Raw genomic sequence first — 14,100 nt, forward strand, 5'->3', positions numbered from 1 at the left:
CGCCCGCAAGGGCATCGTGACCATTCTCCGATTCCATCGGACGAAGTGGCGGAGTCCCGGCGTCTGTGGTATTCTCTCCCGGCCCGTCGAAAACGGCGGGCCCAAGCCAAAACAGGGAGAGTTCGACGATGACCATTGGGCGCCTCATCGAAGGCCGCGACGCGGTCCTTACCTGTGACGTCACCACCACTGTGCGCGAGGCCGTGAGCATTCTCGCGGGACGCCGCATCGGCGCATTGCCGGTCCTGGAAAACGAATCCATTGCAGGCATGTTTTCCGAACGCGACGTGATCTACCGCCTGCACGAGTCAGGGCCGGACATACTCGAAAGGCCCGTCTCCGCGATCATGACCGCGCCGGCCGTGACCGTCGAACCGGAAACCTCGGTGATGACCGCACTCGCACTCATGACCCGGCGACGCATCCGCCATCTTCCCGTCGTGGAAGGCGGACGCATGATCGGCCTCGTTTCGATCGGCGATCTGGTGAAGCACCGGATCGATGCCGTCGAATCCGAAGCCGCAGCGATGCGCGATTACATCCAGATGGCGTAACGCCGTCTGCCATACCCTGGTCTGTAGCCCGCCTCTGCCTTGCCGCGCGGGGCAGGGGGGCTTACATCCGGTGCATGGACCAGCAAAACCTCACACTCAGCCCCTCGGCTGCCGCGCGTGTCGCGGCTATTGCCGAAAAGCAGGGCAAGCCTGCGATACTGCGCCTCTCCGTGGAGGGCGGCGGGTGCTCGGGTTTCCAGTACAAGTTCGGTCTCGCCGACGCGCCGGATTCGGACGATGCAGTGACTGAAACGGACGGTGTCCGGCTGGTGGTCGATCCCGTCAGCCTGGATCTCGTCAACGGTTGCATTGTCGATTTCGTCGAATCGCTCGGCGGGGCGGCCTTCCGGGTCGAGAATCCCAACGCCGAAGCCGGCTGCGGCTGTGGGTCGAGCTTCTCGGTGTGAAAAAGGTCGCATCGTTCAACATCAACGGGGTCAAGGCACGCCTGCCCCGTCTGCTCGAATGGCTGGAAGAAACGCGTCCCTCGGTTGCCTGCCTGCAGGAAATCAAGTCGCAGGATGAAGGCTTCCCGATCGCCGAGTTCGAGAAGCTGGGCTACAAGGGCATCTGGCACGGACAGAAGGGTTTTAACGGCGTTGCCATCCTTGCCGATGGCGAAACGCCCGTCGAAGTGCAGCGTGGTCTGGACGGAGAGCCCGAGGACGATCACTCGCGCTATCTGGAAGCCGATGTCTTCGGCCTGCGCGTATCCTGCATCTACCTGCCGAACGGAAACCCGGTGCCCGGGCCCAAGTTCGACTACAAGCTGCGCTGGATGGAGCGGCTGCGCAAACGCATGGCCGCCATCAAGGCCGAGGAAGTGCCGGCCATCGTCACCGGCGACTTCAACGTGATCCCGACCGACCGCGATGTCTGGTCACCCCAGGCCATGGCCGCGGACGCCCTGATGCAGCCGGAATCGCGCGACGCCTACTTCCGCCTACTCGGCGACGGTTGGACCGACGCACTGGCCACGCACAATCCACGCGGCGGCATCTGGACCTACTGGGACTATCAGGCCGGTGCCTGGCAACGCGACCACGGCTTTCGCATCGACCATGCGCTGCTGTCGCCCGAACTCGCGGACAGGCTCGTGGCCTGCGGCGTCGACAAGGCGCACCGCGGCCGGGAAAAGGCCAGCGATCACGCGCCGATCTGGGTGCAGCTGAAAGACTGAAACGAAGAAGGGATCGCCCCGCGATCCCTTCCCGCATCAGCGATAGAAGATGTGGTTGTCGACCCGGCCGACCCTGGTCAGTCGCCAGTTCGGCGACACGCGGGCGGCATGGAAGAACAGCGCGCCCTGTGCTGGGCTCGCCCACATGCCGTCCCGGGCAATGCGGGCGATGGCAACGGCACGATGCCAACCGCGCGAATTCTTGCGGATCGACGGCATGGCGCCGCCGCGCACGAAGGAAAACTGCGAACGCTGGTACACAACGCCGCAATAGCTGTCGGGAAACCGATCGGACGCGGCACGGTTCACGATCACGCGGGCTACGGCCAGCTGGCCCTCGAGCGTTTCCCCGCGCGCCTCGAAATAGACCGCTCCGGCAAGGCAACGCATCTGTTCGCCCAGCGTCTCCGGCAGGGCCTGCTCCGATACCAGCTGCGCGAGTGAACGCGTTTCCGAAAGGCCCTCGGCCGATCCTGCATCGGCGGCATTGTCCGCTGCGCCCTGCCCCTCTTCAGCGGCAAGCGGCTGGACAACCGGCTCGGAAACGAATTTCACGGGGGATTCTTGTATGGCCTTGATCGGATTCATTTCCGAAGCGGCCGCGCCCGAACCCTGGACGCTCAACAAAGCGGTCGAAACCGTTGCGGCGAGCGCAATCGCGCTAGCCCACTGCACTTTGGTTCGCATTATGCCTGTATCAAATGCGGTGAACCGGTCCGACACAGGCCGCAGCGTGACAGCCTCTTCAAGGCTTCCAGATCACGTTCGAACCTGCCGACGATTCCCCGTCTGCGTGCTAGCCAGGAAACCGAAATGCCTCCCTTGCCGCCTACGCGTTCTTGGACGCGCCCTTAGCTTGCGAATCTTGCACGTCAACCGAAATTCTTAAGATTGGCCGATAAAACGTTCACCATTCGCGACGTCCAGTTCGACAATCCACAAATCCGGGTCCTGATTGCCGCGGCGCTCCAGGTATTCTGAAAATTCACTTTTATTTTCAGGATCTTGCTTCTTCGAACACGACCAATCGCGGGTGCCGTCGAGCTGCGGCATGCGCTCGTAAGCCCGTGCATTCGCTCCATTTTCCGCGATTACGACCATGATCGTACCGGCGTCGCGTTCACCTTTGCTCAGGACCGCCGCAAAGCCACCAGCGGCTTCCACGCTGCGAATCAGTCCGGAAACTTCGAGGTGGGCAGGCAAGCGCGCATCCATCGTTCAGGATCCCTCGGATCGCCCCGAGTAGCCGGCAAGGCTGGACAACCCGATGCGCGAACGCATGAACGTACCGGTTCCGCGACCAACCTCCTCGCCATCCTCGTCAAGCAGCCACGATTCGGCGACCAGCACCCTGCGGCGCCCGCTGATCCAGCGGCCTTCGGCAACGATCCGACCGCCCTTGATCGGCTTGCTGAAGTGGAGGTTGAACGACGTCGTCAGCAGGAACCGGTCGGTAACCAGCGTATTGGCGGCATAGAACGCCGCGTCGTCGAGCATCTTGAAGTAGATCGTGCCGTGCGCGGCGCCGGCGGCATGGAAGCAGTCCGGCTCTACCAGGAACGAGATGCGCGACCGCCCCTCACCCAGGATTTCAAGTGCAGAGCGGAACTTGTGGTTGATCGGCGCGGAGGCGTAGAGCCTCTCCAGCGCACGCCAGTGCAGGTCGGCGCCGGAGACTTCTCCCGCTGCACCAGGCGTCAGGTCAGGCGGCATCGCGGTCGATGACGTTGCTGAGCAGGCTGTAGAGCACTTCCGGCCCCGGTGCCGACAGCAACGCTTCGTGCATCCGCTCATCCCGCATCATGCGCGAGATGGCCGCCAGAGCGTGCAAATGCGTCGCCCCGGCCCCTTCGGGGGAAAGCAGGCCGAAAACGAGATCGACGGGCATGCCATCGGCCGAATCGAATTCCACCGGCGATTCAAGACGCAGGAAAGCGGCCACAGGCCGGCCGAGCCCCGGCATGCGCGCATGCGGAATCGCGATGCGGCGTCCGAAGCCCGTGCTTCCCAGCTCTTCGCGCTCGACGATGCGTTCCAGAACCACGCCGCGGTCCAGATCGTAGACTTCGGCGAACAGGGCCGCGAGCCGCTCAAGAATGATGTCCTTGCTGTCCGCATCCGCCGTGGTCACGGCTTCAGGCAGCAGTGTGAAAAGACCAGTCATTTCGATTCTGATTCTAGGCTTCGATCGGTTTCCAAATGATGCATACCCCCAACCCCCGGAAAAACCGGGGGTTTCTATCCTCTCCTCCGATCAGGATTGGGCTGCGCCGCGGGCGGCGTCAGTGCGGTTCGACCCAGCCGATCGACCCGTCGCCGCGGCGGTAAACCATATTATGGCGCCCGGTGCCAGCATTTTTGAAGAAAAGCGCCGTGGTATTGCGCAGATCGAGCATCATAACAGCATCCGAAACGGTTGCTTCGGGCACGTCCACGCGGGTTTCGGCGATGACGACGGGCGCATCGGCCTCGAGCTCTTCGTCCTCGTCCGTGACCGGCCGTTCCTCGAAAATGGTATAGGCCGCGTCTTCCACCGCAAGCGCGTGGGCGGCCTGCTCGTGGCGGTCCTTGAGCCGGCGCTTGTAGCGGCGCAGCTGCTTGTCGATCTTTTCCGCCGCCTGGTCGAGCGCCAGGTGGGCGTCCTGCGCCATACCGGTAGCCTTGAGCACAAGGTTCTGCATGACATGCATGATGATGTCGCATCGGAAGGCCCCGGCCGGCGCTCGCCCGAATGTCACATGCGAGGACAGCGCCTGGTTGAAATACTTCCCGATGATCGCCGACAGTCGCTCGTTAGCGTGGACTTGCAGGGCCTCGCCAGTATCGACCTGGTGACCGGAGACGCGAATATCCATGAGCGAATTCTCCTTGTACTAGTGTTCAGGCACCCCAGAGCGGGGTATCGACCGACTTGAGAAACTCCGCATGCGCGGCGCGTTCCTCTTCGGTAGCCGCGTGTGGACGCGGTTGACGATAGATACGGTCCTTTCGAGCGAGGACCTTGATCTCCGTCACGATTTCAGTGGTTTGTGCACCAAGTTCAAGACCGATCTGACGGCCGCCGCGCAGCTCGACATAGACTTGCGCGAGCAGTTCGGCGTCGAGCAGGGCGCCGTGCTTCGTTCGGTGGCTGCGGTCGATGCCGTAACGGGTGCACAGGGCATCGAGCGAAAGCTTCGCGCCGGGATGGCGCACCTTGGCCAGCGCAACCGTATCGACCATGCGGTCGCGGCTCACTTCCGGCAGCGAGCAAAGCGCCAGTTCGGCGTTGATGAAGTTGAAGTCGAACCCGGCGTTGTGCGCCACCATCGGGCTGTCCTCGATGAAGTCGAGGAAGTCCTGCGCGCTGTCCGAGAACAGCGGCTTGTCGGCCAGGAACGCATCGGACAGGCCGTGCACCGCCTCGGCTTCGGCGGGCATCGAACGCTCGGGGTTGAAATAGGCGTGGTAGGTGCGGCCGGTCAGAACCCGGTTGACCATCTCGATGCAACCGATTTCCACCATCCGGTCCCCGTTTTTCGGGTCGAAACCGGTCGTTTCGGTATCGAAAATGATCTCTCGCATCACTTCACATATCTGCCTGCAGGGGCCGGTGTGCAAGGGCCAGATGCGATTATTCTTCCCGCTTCAACGCCTCGACGATCCCGGCCACCTGTTCGCGCGTTTCGGCAAGCGAGGTGCCGGTATCGATGACGAAGTCCGCACGCGCGCGCTTTTCCGCGTCGGGCACCTGAAGTGCCAGAATCTTCTCGAATTTTTCGACCGTCATGCCGGGCCGCGCCAAAACCCGCTCGCGCTGGGCCTGCGCGGGAGCGGAAACCACGGCAACGGCATCGAGCCCGGCGTGGCCGCCCTTTTCATAAAGAAGCGGAATGTCGAAGACGATCAGGGGAGCCTCTGCGTGGTCGCGCAGGAACGCCTGACGCATCCCGGCGACGGCGGGATGGACGATTCGCTCGAGTCGCGCCAGCGCTTCGGGATTACCGAAAACGGCGGCGCCCAGCTGTTGGCGGTCGACACCGTCTGCCCCGGTTGTGCCGGGAAATTCCCGCTCGATCGCATCGAGCAATGCGCCGCCCGGCCCCTGCAGCTCGTGTACCGCGGCATCGGCATCGAACACCGGCACGCCGAGATCGCGCAACATGCCGGCCACTGTCGACTTGCCCATGCCGATCGAGCCGGTGAGCCCCAGAATCTTGCAGCGGGTCATGACAGGATCAGCGCCCGCAAGGCCTCGTCGTGTTCGCGCGGTGGCCGTTCGCCGAAAAAGCGCGCGAAGGCGATGTCGGCCTGGCCGATCAGCATCGACAACCCGTCGACCGTCGCAAATCCCGCAGCGCGCGCCGCCTGCAGGAATGCGGTATCGAGCGGGCTGGTGACGATGTCATAGACAACGCTGCCCGGCGGCGCGTGGCTGAAATCGAACGCCAGCGGTGGCTGTCCGGTCATTCCCAGCGGGCTGGCATTGACGATCAGGTCCAGACAGCCCTCGCGGTCATCGAACGCGAATTCGGTGGGATCGCCGAAGTGCAAGATATTGACAGCATGGTGGTCGGTCCCCGGCGCCAGCTCGTCGAGCATAGCGCGCGCCTTGCCGGGATCGCGGCCGGCCAGCACAATGACGAAGTTTTCCCGCGCCAGCGCGGCCACGATCGCCCGCGCCGCGCCGCCCGTGCCCAGCACGCGCGCCATGCGGAACAGGTGAGCCTTGTCCAGCTCCGCGCGCAACGGTTCGAGAAAGCCCGGCGCGTCAGTGTTGTAGCCGGTCAGCGTTCCGTCGGCCTCGCGCACCACGGTATTGACCGCACCGATGCTCGCGGCCAGCGGATCGAGGCGGTCGAGCAGGGGAACGATCGCCAGCTTGTGGGGCATGGTGACGTTGCAGCCGCGCCAATCCGGGTCCGGACGGCGCGCATCGAGATAGTCGCCGAGACCTTCCAGTTTCACGAGGCAATGGTCGTAGCGCCCCGAAAGCCCCAGCTTCTCCAGCCAGAATCCGTGGATCGCCGGCGACTTCGATTGCGCGATCGGATCGCCGATCACTTCGGCATAAGGCACGCTCACTGCTGCAACACTCCCATCTTGCGCAGAGCCGCCTGCACCATCAGCAGCGGCATACCGAGAATGGTGAAATAGTCCCCTTCGATCTTCTCGAACAACTGCACGCCGCGCGCCTCGATGCGGAACACGCCCACGCAGCCTGCAACCGCAGGCCATTCGGCATCGAGATAGGCTTCGATAAAAGCGTCGGAAAGCGATGCGACGTGAAGGCTGGCCATCGCATGGTCGGCCCAGAGCAGGTTACCGTCGCGCACCAGCGCCGCGGCGCTGTGCAGTTCCATCACCTTGCCCGAAAAAAAGCGCAGGTGCTCGGCGGCCTGTTCACGCGAGGCCGGCTTGTCGAAGCGGCGCCCCCCGCACGAGACCAGGGAATCGCTACCCAGCACCACTTCATGCGGTGCGAAAACCGCCAGTGCCTTGGCCTTCGCCAGTTCGAGCGCGATCCGTGACGGCTCGGCGCCGTCCAGTTCCATTTCGATGGCACGCTCGTCGACATGGGCCGGTTGCGCACGGAAGGGAATGTCGGCCGCCTCCAGCATGGCGCGGCGCGAAGCGCTTTGGGATGCAAGAACAATCATCGGGTATTTTTCCGGAATGGAGCAGGTCAGATCGGCTTGGGGCCGACCTGGCCCTGGGTACCGGCAGCCTTGCGCTCGTTGTGCAGGTTGATGATGGCCGCCGCCGTCTCTTCGATCGATCTGCGGGTCACGTCGATTACTGCCCAGGAATTGTCCGCGAACATGCGCCTTGCATATTTGACCTCGCTTTCGACCTTCTCGCTCTGGACATAGTCGGTATCGGGCGACTGGCTGAGCGAAAGCAGACGGTTACGGCGAACCTGGATCAGCCGCTCCGGCGCGGTCGTCAGGCCCACGACCATCGGCCGCTTGAGACCGAACAGGGCAGGGGGCGGCGGACTTTCCACAACGATGGGAATATTCGCGACCTTGTAGCCGCGATTGGCCAGATAGATGCTCGTCGGCGTCTTGCTCGTGCGCGAGACGCCGGCAAGGACGATATCGGCCTCCTCCCAGTCTTCCCAGGCAATGCCGTCATCGTGGGCGATCGTGTACTGGATCGCATCGACGCGGGCGAAATAGGCATCATCGAGCCGGTGCTGACGTCCGGGCCTTCCCTTTGCCTCCTGGCCAAGCTGCGCCTCGAGCGCATCGGTCACCCCGTCGAGCACGGCAATCGCCGGCAGGCCCAGCGCCTGGCAGCGCTCTTCCAGCCGCCCGCGCGTTTCCTCGTTGACCAGCGTGAAGAAAACGAGACCGGGATTGGACGCGATCTCCCCCATGATCCGGTCGAGATGCTGCTGGGAACGGACCATCGGCCAGAAGTGACGCAACACGTCGGTATCGTCGAACTGCGCCAGCGCGGCCTTGGCAATCATTTCCAGCGTTTCGCCCGTGGAGTCCGAAAGAAGATGCAGATGGAATCGCGCCATTTGGTGCCTTTTCCGGATGATCGGGCCGCTTGTGGATATCTCCCGGCATAAACCACGGGAGCGTTCCGGTGACAACTCGCAGGTGAGATTTCATGCCCGTTGCCGGGATTCCACTGGCGGGTTTGTGGACAGCCCCTGTGCTTGATCCACACCCTGTGGACAAGGCGAACAAGCTTTTCTTGACTGCGGCGGTCCGCAGAGTCGGTTGGCGCACTTCACCCTGTTCATCGCGGGACAAATCGGGCAAGGCGCGCTCGTCCCCGATATCCACAGGACCAACAGACTCCATCAATCCTTTATAAAAATTCTAATATTTTTTTTTGAGTGGACCCGAAACGCGATGCCCGGCCTCCTTCTGAACACGCTCCTTGGCGAAAATACGAACAAGCGCCCGATCTGGCTCATGCGACAGGCAGGACGCTACCTGCCGGAGTATCGGGCATTGCGGGCAGAGAAAGGCGGCTTCCTCGCGCTCGTCTACGATACCGACGCCGCGGCCGAGATCACCTTGCAGCCGATCCGCCGTTTCGGTTTCGACGGGGCGATCCTGTTCTCCGACATCCTGATCGTGCCCTATGCGATGGGGCAGGACTTGCAGTTCCTCGCAGGGGAGGGGCCGAAGTTGTCCCCGAGGCTGGTCGACCACGCCCTCGAAGCGCTCGTTCCCGTGCCGGAACGGCTCTCCCCGATCTACGAAACCGTCCGGAAAGTACGTGCCGCGCTGCCTGTGGACAAAACAATGCTCGGTTTCGCCGGATCGCCCTGGACCGTCGCGACCTACATGGTGGCGGGCGAGGGCAGCCGCGACCAGCATGAGACACGCGCCATGGCCTATCGCGACCCCGCGGCGTTCCAGGCGATCATCGACGGCGTGATTTCGGTGACTGTGGATTATCTCTCCGGCCAGATCGAAGCCGGTGCGGAAGCCGTGCAGCTTTTCGATTCCTGGGCTGGCAGCCTGGCGCCTGCCCAGTTCGAAAAGTGGGTCGTTGCTCCCAATGCCGCGATCGTTTCGGCCATGAAGGCGCGCCATCCCGGAGTGCCTGTCATCGGCTTTCCCAAGGGTTCTGGTGAAAAGCTGGCGGCCTATGCCCGCGAGACGGGCGTCGATGCGGTCGGTGTAGATGAAACCGTCGATCCGCTCTGGGCCGCGCAGGCATTGCCGGAAGGGCTTCCCGTGCAGGGCAACCTCGATCCGCTTCTGCTGCTTTCGGGTGGAGAAGAACTGGACCGGCAGGCACGCCATGTGCTTGATGCATTCGCCGGGCGCCCCCACGTGTTCAATCTCGGCCACGGGATCGGCCAGCATACTCCGATCGCCAACGTGGAACGGTTGCTCGCGGCGGTGCGCGCCTGGGAACGCTGATACGGAACGCATAAACAGGGGCTGACGGGCGCCGGGGGGCAGGCGCTAACAAGGTGACCTCATGGAGCAGATCTTGCAGACCACCTATCTCTGGCTGAAGGCCGGGCACATCATCTTCGTGATTTTCTGGATGGCCGGGCTGTTCATGCTACCGCGTTATTTCGTCTATCATCAGGAGGCCGAACCCGGTTCCGCCGAGGAAGCACGGTGGATCGACCGCGAGAGGAAGTTGCGCAAGATCATCCTCACGCCCTCGTTGATCATGGTCTGGGTGTTCGGTGTGGCCCTGGCGAGCGCCATGCATTTCTGGAGCGATCCCTGGCTTCATGCCAAGCTGCTGTTCGTGGTCGGTTTGACCGGCTACCACGGTTGGCTGGTGGGCTATTCCAAGAAGCTGGCGAAGGGCGAACGTGTGCTGACCGGCAAGAAGCTCCGTCTGCTCAACGAGATTCCCGGGCTTGCCGCGGCGGTCATCGTTGTGCTCGTCGTCGTCAAGCCGTTCTGAGGAGTTCCTAGCGATGCTTGCAGGTCTTGTTGCCGCTGCCGCGCTCACCGCAATGGAGCCGGCCATCGAGAACGACCTGCGGTGTATCGGCATATTCGCTCTTGCCGCGTCCCGGCACGAGGAGATGTCGCAGAGCGAGCAGGCCGGGGTGACCGGTGCGTTGATGTACTACGTCGGCCGCATCGAGGGACGCCGGCCGGACTTCCGGCTCGAGGACAGCCTTGCCGATCTGTTGCGTTCCCCGGCCTATCTCGAAGGCCTTGCCGACGATGCGCGGCGCTGCGGTGCGGAAATGAAAGCCAAGGGCCAGCAACTCTCCGACCTCGGCAAGGCCATGAAGCAGACAGGCAAGGAATCGCCGGCCGAGGGCGATTAGTCCGATCCGGCGCAGCGAATGGTCGCTTCAGCAGATGATGCGTTGACCACTGCCGCGCCAGCGCTTATCTGAGGCGTTGTTCCGGTATGGGGCGGCGAAGCCCTTTCGCATGCCCGGATCCGCTTTCCCCAAGCCCATCGATCCACCCGGCCGACACCATCTTTTTCCATTCGGAAACCAACACGATGCATCTCAAAGAACTCAAAACGAAAAACGCGGCCGAACTGGTCGAAATGGCAGAGGAAATGGGCGTCGAAGGCGCCTCCACCATGCGCCGGCAGGATCTCATGTTCGGGATCCTCAAGGAAGTGGCCGAGGACGGTGAGGAAATCATCGGCCAGGGCACGATCGAGGTTCTGCCCGACGGCTTCGGCTTCCTGCGCAGCCCGGAAGCGAACTACCTCGCCGGTCCGGACGATATCTACGTTTCGCCCAACCAGGTCCGCAAGTGGGGCCTGCGCACCGGCGATACGGTCGAAGGCGAAATCCGCGCGCCCAGGGATGGCGAGCGCTATTTCGCCATCACCAAGCTGATGAGCGTCAATTTCGACGATCCCGACGTGGTGCGCCACCGCGTCAATTTCGACAACCTGACGCCGCTCTATCCCGACGAGCGCCTGAAGCTCGACAGCCTCGATCCCACGGTCAAGGACAAGTCGGCGCGCGTGATCGATCTCATCTCGCCGCAGGGCAAGGGCCAGCGCGCGCTGATCGTCGCGCCGCCACGTACCGGTAAGACGGTCCTGCTGCAGAACATCGCCAAGGCCATCACGGACAATCATCCTGAAGTTTTCCTCCTCGTCCTGCTTGTCGACGAGCGTCCGGAGGAAGTCACCGACATGCAGCGCTCGGTGAAGGGCGAGGTCATCTCCTCCACCTTCGACGAACCCGCGCAGCGCCACGTCCAGGTCGCCGAAATGGTGATCGAGAAGGCGAAGCGCCTCGTCGAGCACAAGCGCGACGTCGTCATCCTGCTGGACTCGATCACGCGTCTGGGCCGTGCCTACAACACCGTGGTGCCGAGCTCGGGTAAGGTCCTGACCGGTGGTGTCGACGCCAACGCCCTGCAGCGTCCGAAACGTTTCTTCGGCGCTGCGCGCAACATCGAGGAAGGCGGTTCGCTCTCGATCATCGCCACCGCGCTGATCGATACCGGCAGCCGCATGGACGAAGTCATCTTCGAGGAATTCAAGGGCACCGGTAACTCGGAAATCGTGCTCGACCGCAAGGTGGCGGACAAGCGCATCTTCCCGGCTCTCGACGTCGGCAAGTCGGGTACCCGCAAGGAAGAGCTGCTGGTTCCGAAGGATCAGCTTTCCAAGATGTGGGTCCTTCGCCGTATCCTCATGCAGATGGGCACGGTCGATGCCATGGAGTTCCTGCTCGACAAGATGAAGGACTCCAAGACCAACGAAGATTTCTTCGCGACGATGAATCAGTAAGCAGGGGGCTGCGTCTTGATTACCCTTGGAATGCTAGCGGTCGCTGCCTCTCTGGGTGGTCCGGCGGAAATTCTGCAACATATCGCCGCTGATTTTTCGAACATAACCGAACCGGCGGCCCTCGCGGCCTTCGGTCAGGTCCTGATGATCGACCTTCTGCTCGCCGGCGACAATGCCATTGTCGTCGGTGCGCTGGCGGCGGGCCTGCCCGCGGCGGATCGCAAGAAGGTGATCCTGATCGGTATCGGTGCCGCGCTGGTCCTGCGTATCGCCTTTGCCCTGACGGTTACCTGGCTGCTGGGCATAGTCGGCCTGATTTTCGCGGGCGGTCTTCTGCTCCTGTGGGTCGCCTGGAAGTTCTGGCGTGAACTTCATCACGGTGGCGAGAGCGCGGGCTCGCCGGAAATCGAGGGCGACGAGGAAAGCGGGCTTCGCGCCGCCAAGAGCTTTGCCGGGGCTGCCTGGGCAGTGGCGGTCGCCGACGTTTCGATGAGCCTCGACAATGTGCTGGCCGTTGCCGGTGCGGCGCGCGAGCATCCGGGCATCCTGATCGTCGGTCTGTTGCTGTCCGTGATCCTGATGGGCGTCGCGGCGAATTTCATCGCCCGTTACATCGAGCGCTATCGCTGGATTGCCTACATCGGCCTTGCCGTGATCCTCTATGTCGCGGTCAAGATGATCGTTGATGGCTGGATGGATCCGCACCTGGGCGTTTCGACGCTGTTTTGAGCAGGGCCGGAGAGCGTCGCTCTCCGGCTTGCCTCATTTCGTGTTTGTTCGCTTGTCCGGAACGATTTTCACGCGCTTGTCGGGCACGATCTTGGTCCGCTTGGGAATGTAGCGCTTCCTGGGAACGGGGCGGACAGGCACGTCCTCGTAGACGTATTCGACGGTTTCCTTGCACTGCGGTTCGGGCTGCATGACGGGCACCATCATCATGGGAACGGCCATCACCGGCCGGGCCATGCAGCAACCCTGCGCTTGATAGCCGTAGGCCGGATAATAGCCGTGGGGATAGGGATAGCCGTAACCGTAGCTATAGCCGCTGCCGTACCCGGGATACGCGTTCCCGTGCGCATAGTTGGCATAATAGGCATCGAGGTAGGCTTCGCATTCGTCGCGGTTGCGTCTTGCGTCTTCGGCCTTGTCGATTGCTGCACCGGCCATTGCGCCCGCTGCAGCACCGGCAATCGTTCCCATCATCCGGTGATGTCTTCCGGCGATGCGATTGCCGGCAACGCCTCCGATCACGCCGCCGATCAGCGCTCCACCGTTGCCGGAATCGCGCGCAGACAGACGATGCCGACAATCCGCAAGCCAGGCTTCTCGCACTGCAACGGGATCGTACTCACCGTATTGGTCGTGATAGTCCAGCCTTGGCGCCCCCGTATCGGGTAGCGGCGGTTCATCCCGGGGTGGTTCGGACTGGGCAAGGGTCGGGCTGGCGATGAGAGCAAGCGCTGCAGCTGCCGCGGAGAAACGAAGACGCATCGGGGGTACCCTTTCGCGAAAGCCGGATGGTTAGTCCGGTAAGTTAACGCGAAATTTAGCATCATGATCCGCGCAAGACCAAGCGTTTCGCCCATGTCGTTCACTCCGTGTCCCGAATCGGAGCAATTTTGGTCCGTATGCGACGAAGGCGTGTCCGGACAGACCGGGTGTCAGATGGAGAGCGAGGCCACTTGCGCAACGAGCCGCATGCCCGAGGCATCCTCCTCGTCGAAACGTCCTGGGGTGGGGCTGTCGAGATCGATCACGGCGATCACCCGGTTGCCGCTCATCACTGGTACGACCAGTTCGGCCCGGCTCTCGGCATCGCAGGCGATGTGGCCGGGAAAGGCATGGACATCCGGCACGACTTGCGTCGATCCCAGCGCTGCGGCCGTCCCGCATACGCCGGTGCCGATGGGAATGCGAATGCACGCCGGCTTGCCGATGAAGGGCCCGAGCACCAGCTCGTCACCGTTCGGGCCGGGAAGCACCCGGTAGAATCCTGCCCAGTTGAGGTCCGGCACGAACTGCCAGATTGCCGCCGCGATGTTCGCCATGTTGGCGACCGGATCGGGCTCGCCTTCCACCAGGGCATTCGCCGCGCGCGCCAGCGCGCTGTAGAGTTCGGGCTTGTCGAGATCGTGCTGGGGGGCAAAGTCGTACATGGGCAGCGCG

20 protein-coding genes are annotated in these 14,100 nt (G+C 62.9%); 8 read left to right on the forward strand and 12 right to left on the reverse strand.

Translation table 11 applies throughout. The annotated features are described in order from the left end of the window. Positions 1 to 128 precede the first annotated feature (128 nt). From NZK81_RS17195 to xth, 3 genes are all read left to right on the forward strand, one after another. Positions 129 to 554 (forward strand): CBS domain-containing protein, encoded by a 426-nt coding sequence (locus NZK81_RS17195; RefSeq protein WP_260047308.1) that lies wholly within the window; start codon positions 129 to 131, stop codon positions 552 to 554. A gap of 74 nt (positions 555 to 628) precedes the next feature. After that, complete coding sequence (gene erpA / locus NZK81_RS17200) at positions 629 to 961, forward strand: iron-sulfur cluster insertion protein ErpA (protein ID WP_260047309.1); 333 nt, start codon at positions 629 to 631, stop codon at positions 959 to 961. Continuing rightward, positions 958 to 1,734 carry an exodeoxyribonuclease III gene (xth, locus tag NZK81_RS17205; protein ID WP_260047310.1) on the forward strand — a complete coding sequence of 259 codons (777 nt, stop codon included), beginning with the start codon at positions 958 to 960 and terminating at the stop codon, positions 1,732 to 1,734. The genes erpA and xth overlap by 4 nt, the downstream gene beginning before the upstream one ends. Before the next feature lie 36 nt (positions 1,735 to 1,770). Here xth and NZK81_RS17210 read toward each other — a convergent pair whose 3' ends face one another. The 10 genes from NZK81_RS17210 to NZK81_RS17255 all read right to left on the reverse strand — a co-directional run bounded on the left by NZK81_RS17210 (position 1,771) and on the right by NZK81_RS17255 (position 8,245). Then, a complete protein-coding gene (locus NZK81_RS17210; protein WP_260047311.1) occupies positions 1,771 to 2,421 on the reverse strand; it encodes a cell wall hydrolase in 651 nt (216 codons plus the stop codon). Positions 2,422 to 2,619: 198 nt separating this feature from the next. Next, a complete protein-coding gene (locus NZK81_RS17215) occupies positions 2,620 to 2,949 on the reverse strand; it encodes a DUF1491 family protein (protein WP_260047312.1) in 330 nt (109 codons plus the stop codon). A 3-nt stretch (positions 2,950 to 2,952) separates the two neighbouring features. Beyond that, entirely contained in the window at positions 2,953 to 3,447 is a 495-nt protein-coding gene (locus NZK81_RS17220) for a PaaI family thioesterase (RefSeq protein ID WP_260047313.1), read from the reverse strand. Then, positions 3,437 to 3,898, reverse strand: coding sequence for a PTS sugar transporter subunit IIA (locus NZK81_RS17225; protein WP_260047314.1), 462 nt, complete (start codon positions 3,896 to 3,898; stop codon positions 3,437 to 3,439). The genes NZK81_RS17220 and NZK81_RS17225 overlap by 11 nt, the downstream gene beginning before the upstream one ends. Positions 3,899 to 4,016: 118 nt before the next feature. Then, positions 4,017 to 4,589, reverse strand: coding sequence for a ribosome hibernation-promoting factor, HPF/YfiA family (gene hpf / locus NZK81_RS17230; protein ID WP_260047315.1), 573 nt, complete (start codon positions 4,587 to 4,589; stop codon positions 4,017 to 4,019). A gap of 25 nt (positions 4,590 to 4,614) precedes the next feature. Next, complete coding sequence (gene dnaQ / locus NZK81_RS17235) at positions 4,615 to 5,298, reverse strand: DNA polymerase III subunit epsilon (protein ID WP_260047316.1); 684 nt, start codon at positions 5,296 to 5,298, stop codon at positions 4,615 to 4,617. 49 nt (positions 5,299 to 5,347) lie between these two features. Beyond that, positions 5,348 to 5,944: a dephospho-CoA kinase gene (gene coaE, locus NZK81_RS17240; RefSeq protein WP_260047317.1), complete on the reverse strand. Its 597-nt coding sequence runs from the start codon at positions 5,942 to 5,944 to the stop codon at positions 5,348 to 5,350. After that, complete coding sequence (locus NZK81_RS17245) at positions 5,941 to 6,798, reverse strand: shikimate dehydrogenase family protein (protein WP_260047318.1); 858 nt, start codon at positions 6,796 to 6,798, stop codon at positions 5,941 to 5,943. Before NZK81_RS17245 ends, coaE begins: the two co-directional genes overlap by 4 nt. Further along, the gene (locus NZK81_RS17250; protein WP_260047319.1) at positions 6,795 to 7,373 is read right to left on the reverse strand and encodes a Maf family protein; all 579 of its coding nucleotides are present in this window, start codon (positions 7,371 to 7,373) and stop codon (positions 6,795 to 6,797) included. Before NZK81_RS17250 ends, NZK81_RS17245 begins: the two co-directional genes overlap by 4 nt. Before the next feature lie 26 nt (positions 7,374 to 7,399). Then, complete coding sequence (locus NZK81_RS17255) at positions 7,400 to 8,245, reverse strand: pyruvate, water dikinase regulatory protein (protein WP_260047320.1); 846 nt, start codon at positions 8,243 to 8,245, stop codon at positions 7,400 to 7,402. Between the two features lie 340 nt (positions 8,246 to 8,585). Here NZK81_RS17255 and hemE point away from each other — a divergent pair, with 340 nt between their 5' ends. From hemE to NZK81_RS17280, 5 genes are all read left to right on the forward strand, one after another. Further along, a complete protein-coding gene (gene hemE / locus NZK81_RS17260) occupies positions 8,586 to 9,611 on the forward strand; it encodes a uroporphyrinogen decarboxylase (protein WP_260047321.1) in 1,026 nt (341 codons plus the stop codon). A gap of 61 nt (positions 9,612 to 9,672) precedes the next feature. Then, on the forward strand, positions 9,673 to 10,116 hold the full coding sequence (locus NZK81_RS17265; RefSeq protein ID WP_260047322.1) for a CopD family protein: 444 nt from the start codon (positions 9,673 to 9,675) through the stop codon (positions 10,114 to 10,116). A gap of 13 nt (positions 10,117 to 10,129) precedes the next feature. Continuing rightward, complete coding sequence (locus tag NZK81_RS17270) at positions 10,130 to 10,492, forward strand: hypothetical protein (RefSeq protein ID WP_260047323.1); 363 nt, start codon at positions 10,130 to 10,132, stop codon at positions 10,490 to 10,492. A 185-nt stretch (positions 10,493 to 10,677) separates the two neighbouring features. Continuing rightward, a complete protein-coding gene (gene rho, locus NZK81_RS17275) occupies positions 10,678 to 11,934 on the forward strand; it encodes a transcription termination factor Rho (protein WP_260047324.1) in 1,257 nt (418 codons plus the stop codon). Positions 11,935 to 11,964: 30 nt separating this feature from the next. Then, on the forward strand, positions 11,965 to 12,663 hold the full coding sequence (locus tag NZK81_RS17280; protein ID WP_419181710.1) for a YjbE family putative metal transport protein: 699 nt from the start codon (positions 11,965 to 11,967) through the stop codon (positions 12,661 to 12,663). Positions 12,664 to 12,696: 33 nt separating this feature from the next. Here NZK81_RS17280 and NZK81_RS21630 read toward each other — a convergent pair whose 3' ends face one another. Both NZK81_RS21630 and NZK81_RS17295 read right to left on the reverse strand, forming a co-directional pair. Beyond that, positions 12,697 to 13,425 (reverse strand): glycine zipper 2TM domain-containing protein, encoded by a 729-nt coding sequence (locus tag NZK81_RS21630; RefSeq protein WP_311202110.1) that lies wholly within the window; start codon positions 13,423 to 13,425, stop codon positions 12,697 to 12,699. Between the two features lie 170 nt (positions 13,426 to 13,595). After that, positions 13,596 to 14,090, reverse strand: a complete 495-nt coding sequence (locus tag NZK81_RS17295) for a GAF domain-containing protein (RefSeq protein ID WP_260047326.1) — start codon at positions 14,088 to 14,090, stop codon at positions 13,596 to 13,598. Positions 14,091 to 14,100 lie beyond the last annotated feature (10 nt).

It is taken from the genome of Novosphingobium mangrovisedimenti (assembly GCF_025153475.1).
Lineage (GTDB): Bacteria > Pseudomonadota > Alphaproteobacteria > Sphingomonadales > Sphingomonadaceae > Novosphingobium > Novosphingobium mangrovi_A.

What these genes read in the sequence shown, in the direction of transcription:
- NZK81_RS17265 (WP_260047322.1), top strand. Translation starts at nt 9,673, where the DNA reads ATGGAGCAGATCTTGCAGACCACCTATCTCTGGCTGAAGGCCGGGCAC.
- hpf (WP_260047315.1), bottom strand. Translation starts at nt 4,589, where the DNA reads ATGGATATTCGCGTCTCCGGTCACCAGGTCGATACTGGCGAGGCCCTG.
- NZK81_RS17195 (WP_260047308.1), top strand. Translation starts at nt 129, where the DNA reads ATGACCATTGGGCGCCTCATCGAAGGCCGCGACGCGGTCCTTACCTGT.
- NZK81_RS17255 (WP_260047320.1), bottom strand. Translation starts at nt 8,245, where the DNA reads ATGGCGCGATTCCATCTGCATCTTCTTTCGGACTCCACGGGCGAAACG.
- erpA (WP_260047309.1), top strand. Translation starts at nt 629, where the DNA reads ATGGACCAGCAAAACCTCACACTCAGCCCCTCGGCTGCCGCGCGTGTC.
- NZK81_RS17250 (WP_260047319.1), bottom strand. Translation starts at nt 7,373, where the DNA reads ATGATTGTTCTTGCATCCCAAAGCGCTTCGCGCCGCGCCATGCTGGAG.
- NZK81_RS17225 (WP_260047314.1), bottom strand. Translation starts at nt 3,898, where the DNA reads ATGACTGGTCTTTTCACACTGCTGCCTGAAGCCGTGACCACGGCGGAT.
- dnaQ (WP_260047316.1), bottom strand. Translation starts at nt 5,298, where the DNA reads ATGCGAGAGATCATTTTCGATACCGAAACGACCGGTTTCGACCCGAAA.
- NZK81_RS21630 (WP_311202110.1), bottom strand. Translation starts at nt 13,425, where the DNA reads ATGCGTCTTCGTTTCTCCGCGGCAGCTGCAGCGCTTGCTCTCATCGCC.
- NZK81_RS17210 (WP_260047311.1), bottom strand. Translation starts at nt 2,421, where the DNA reads ATGCGAACCAAAGTGCAGTGGGCTAGCGCGATTGCGCTCGCCGCAACG.
- NZK81_RS17280 (WP_419181710.1), top strand. Translation starts at nt 11,965, where the DNA reads ATGCTAGCGGTCGCTGCCTCTCTGGGTGGTCCGGCGGAAATTCTGCAA.
- rho (WP_260047324.1), top strand. Translation starts at nt 10,678, where the DNA reads ATGCATCTCAAAGAACTCAAAACGAAAAACGCGGCCGAACTGGTCGAA.
- NZK81_RS17270 (WP_260047323.1), top strand. Translation starts at nt 10,130, where the DNA reads ATGCTTGCAGGTCTTGTTGCCGCTGCCGCGCTCACCGCAATGGAGCCG.
- NZK81_RS17220 (WP_260047313.1), bottom strand. Translation starts at nt 3,447, where the DNA reads ATGCCGCCTGACCTGACGCCTGGTGCAGCGGGAGAAGTCTCCGGCGCC.
- NZK81_RS17295 (WP_260047326.1), bottom strand. Translation starts at nt 14,090, where the DNA reads ATGTACGACTTTGCCCCCCAGCACGATCTCGACAAGCCCGAACTCTAC.
- hemE (WP_260047321.1), top strand. Translation starts at nt 8,586, where the DNA reads ATGCCCGGCCTCCTTCTGAACACGCTCCTTGGCGAAAATACGAACAAG.
- NZK81_RS17215 (WP_260047312.1), bottom strand. Translation starts at nt 2,949, where the DNA reads ATGGATGCGCGCTTGCCTGCCCACCTCGAAGTTTCCGGACTGATTCGC.
- coaE (WP_260047317.1), bottom strand. Translation starts at nt 5,944, where the DNA reads ATGACCCGCTGCAAGATTCTGGGGCTCACCGGCTCGATCGGCATGGGC.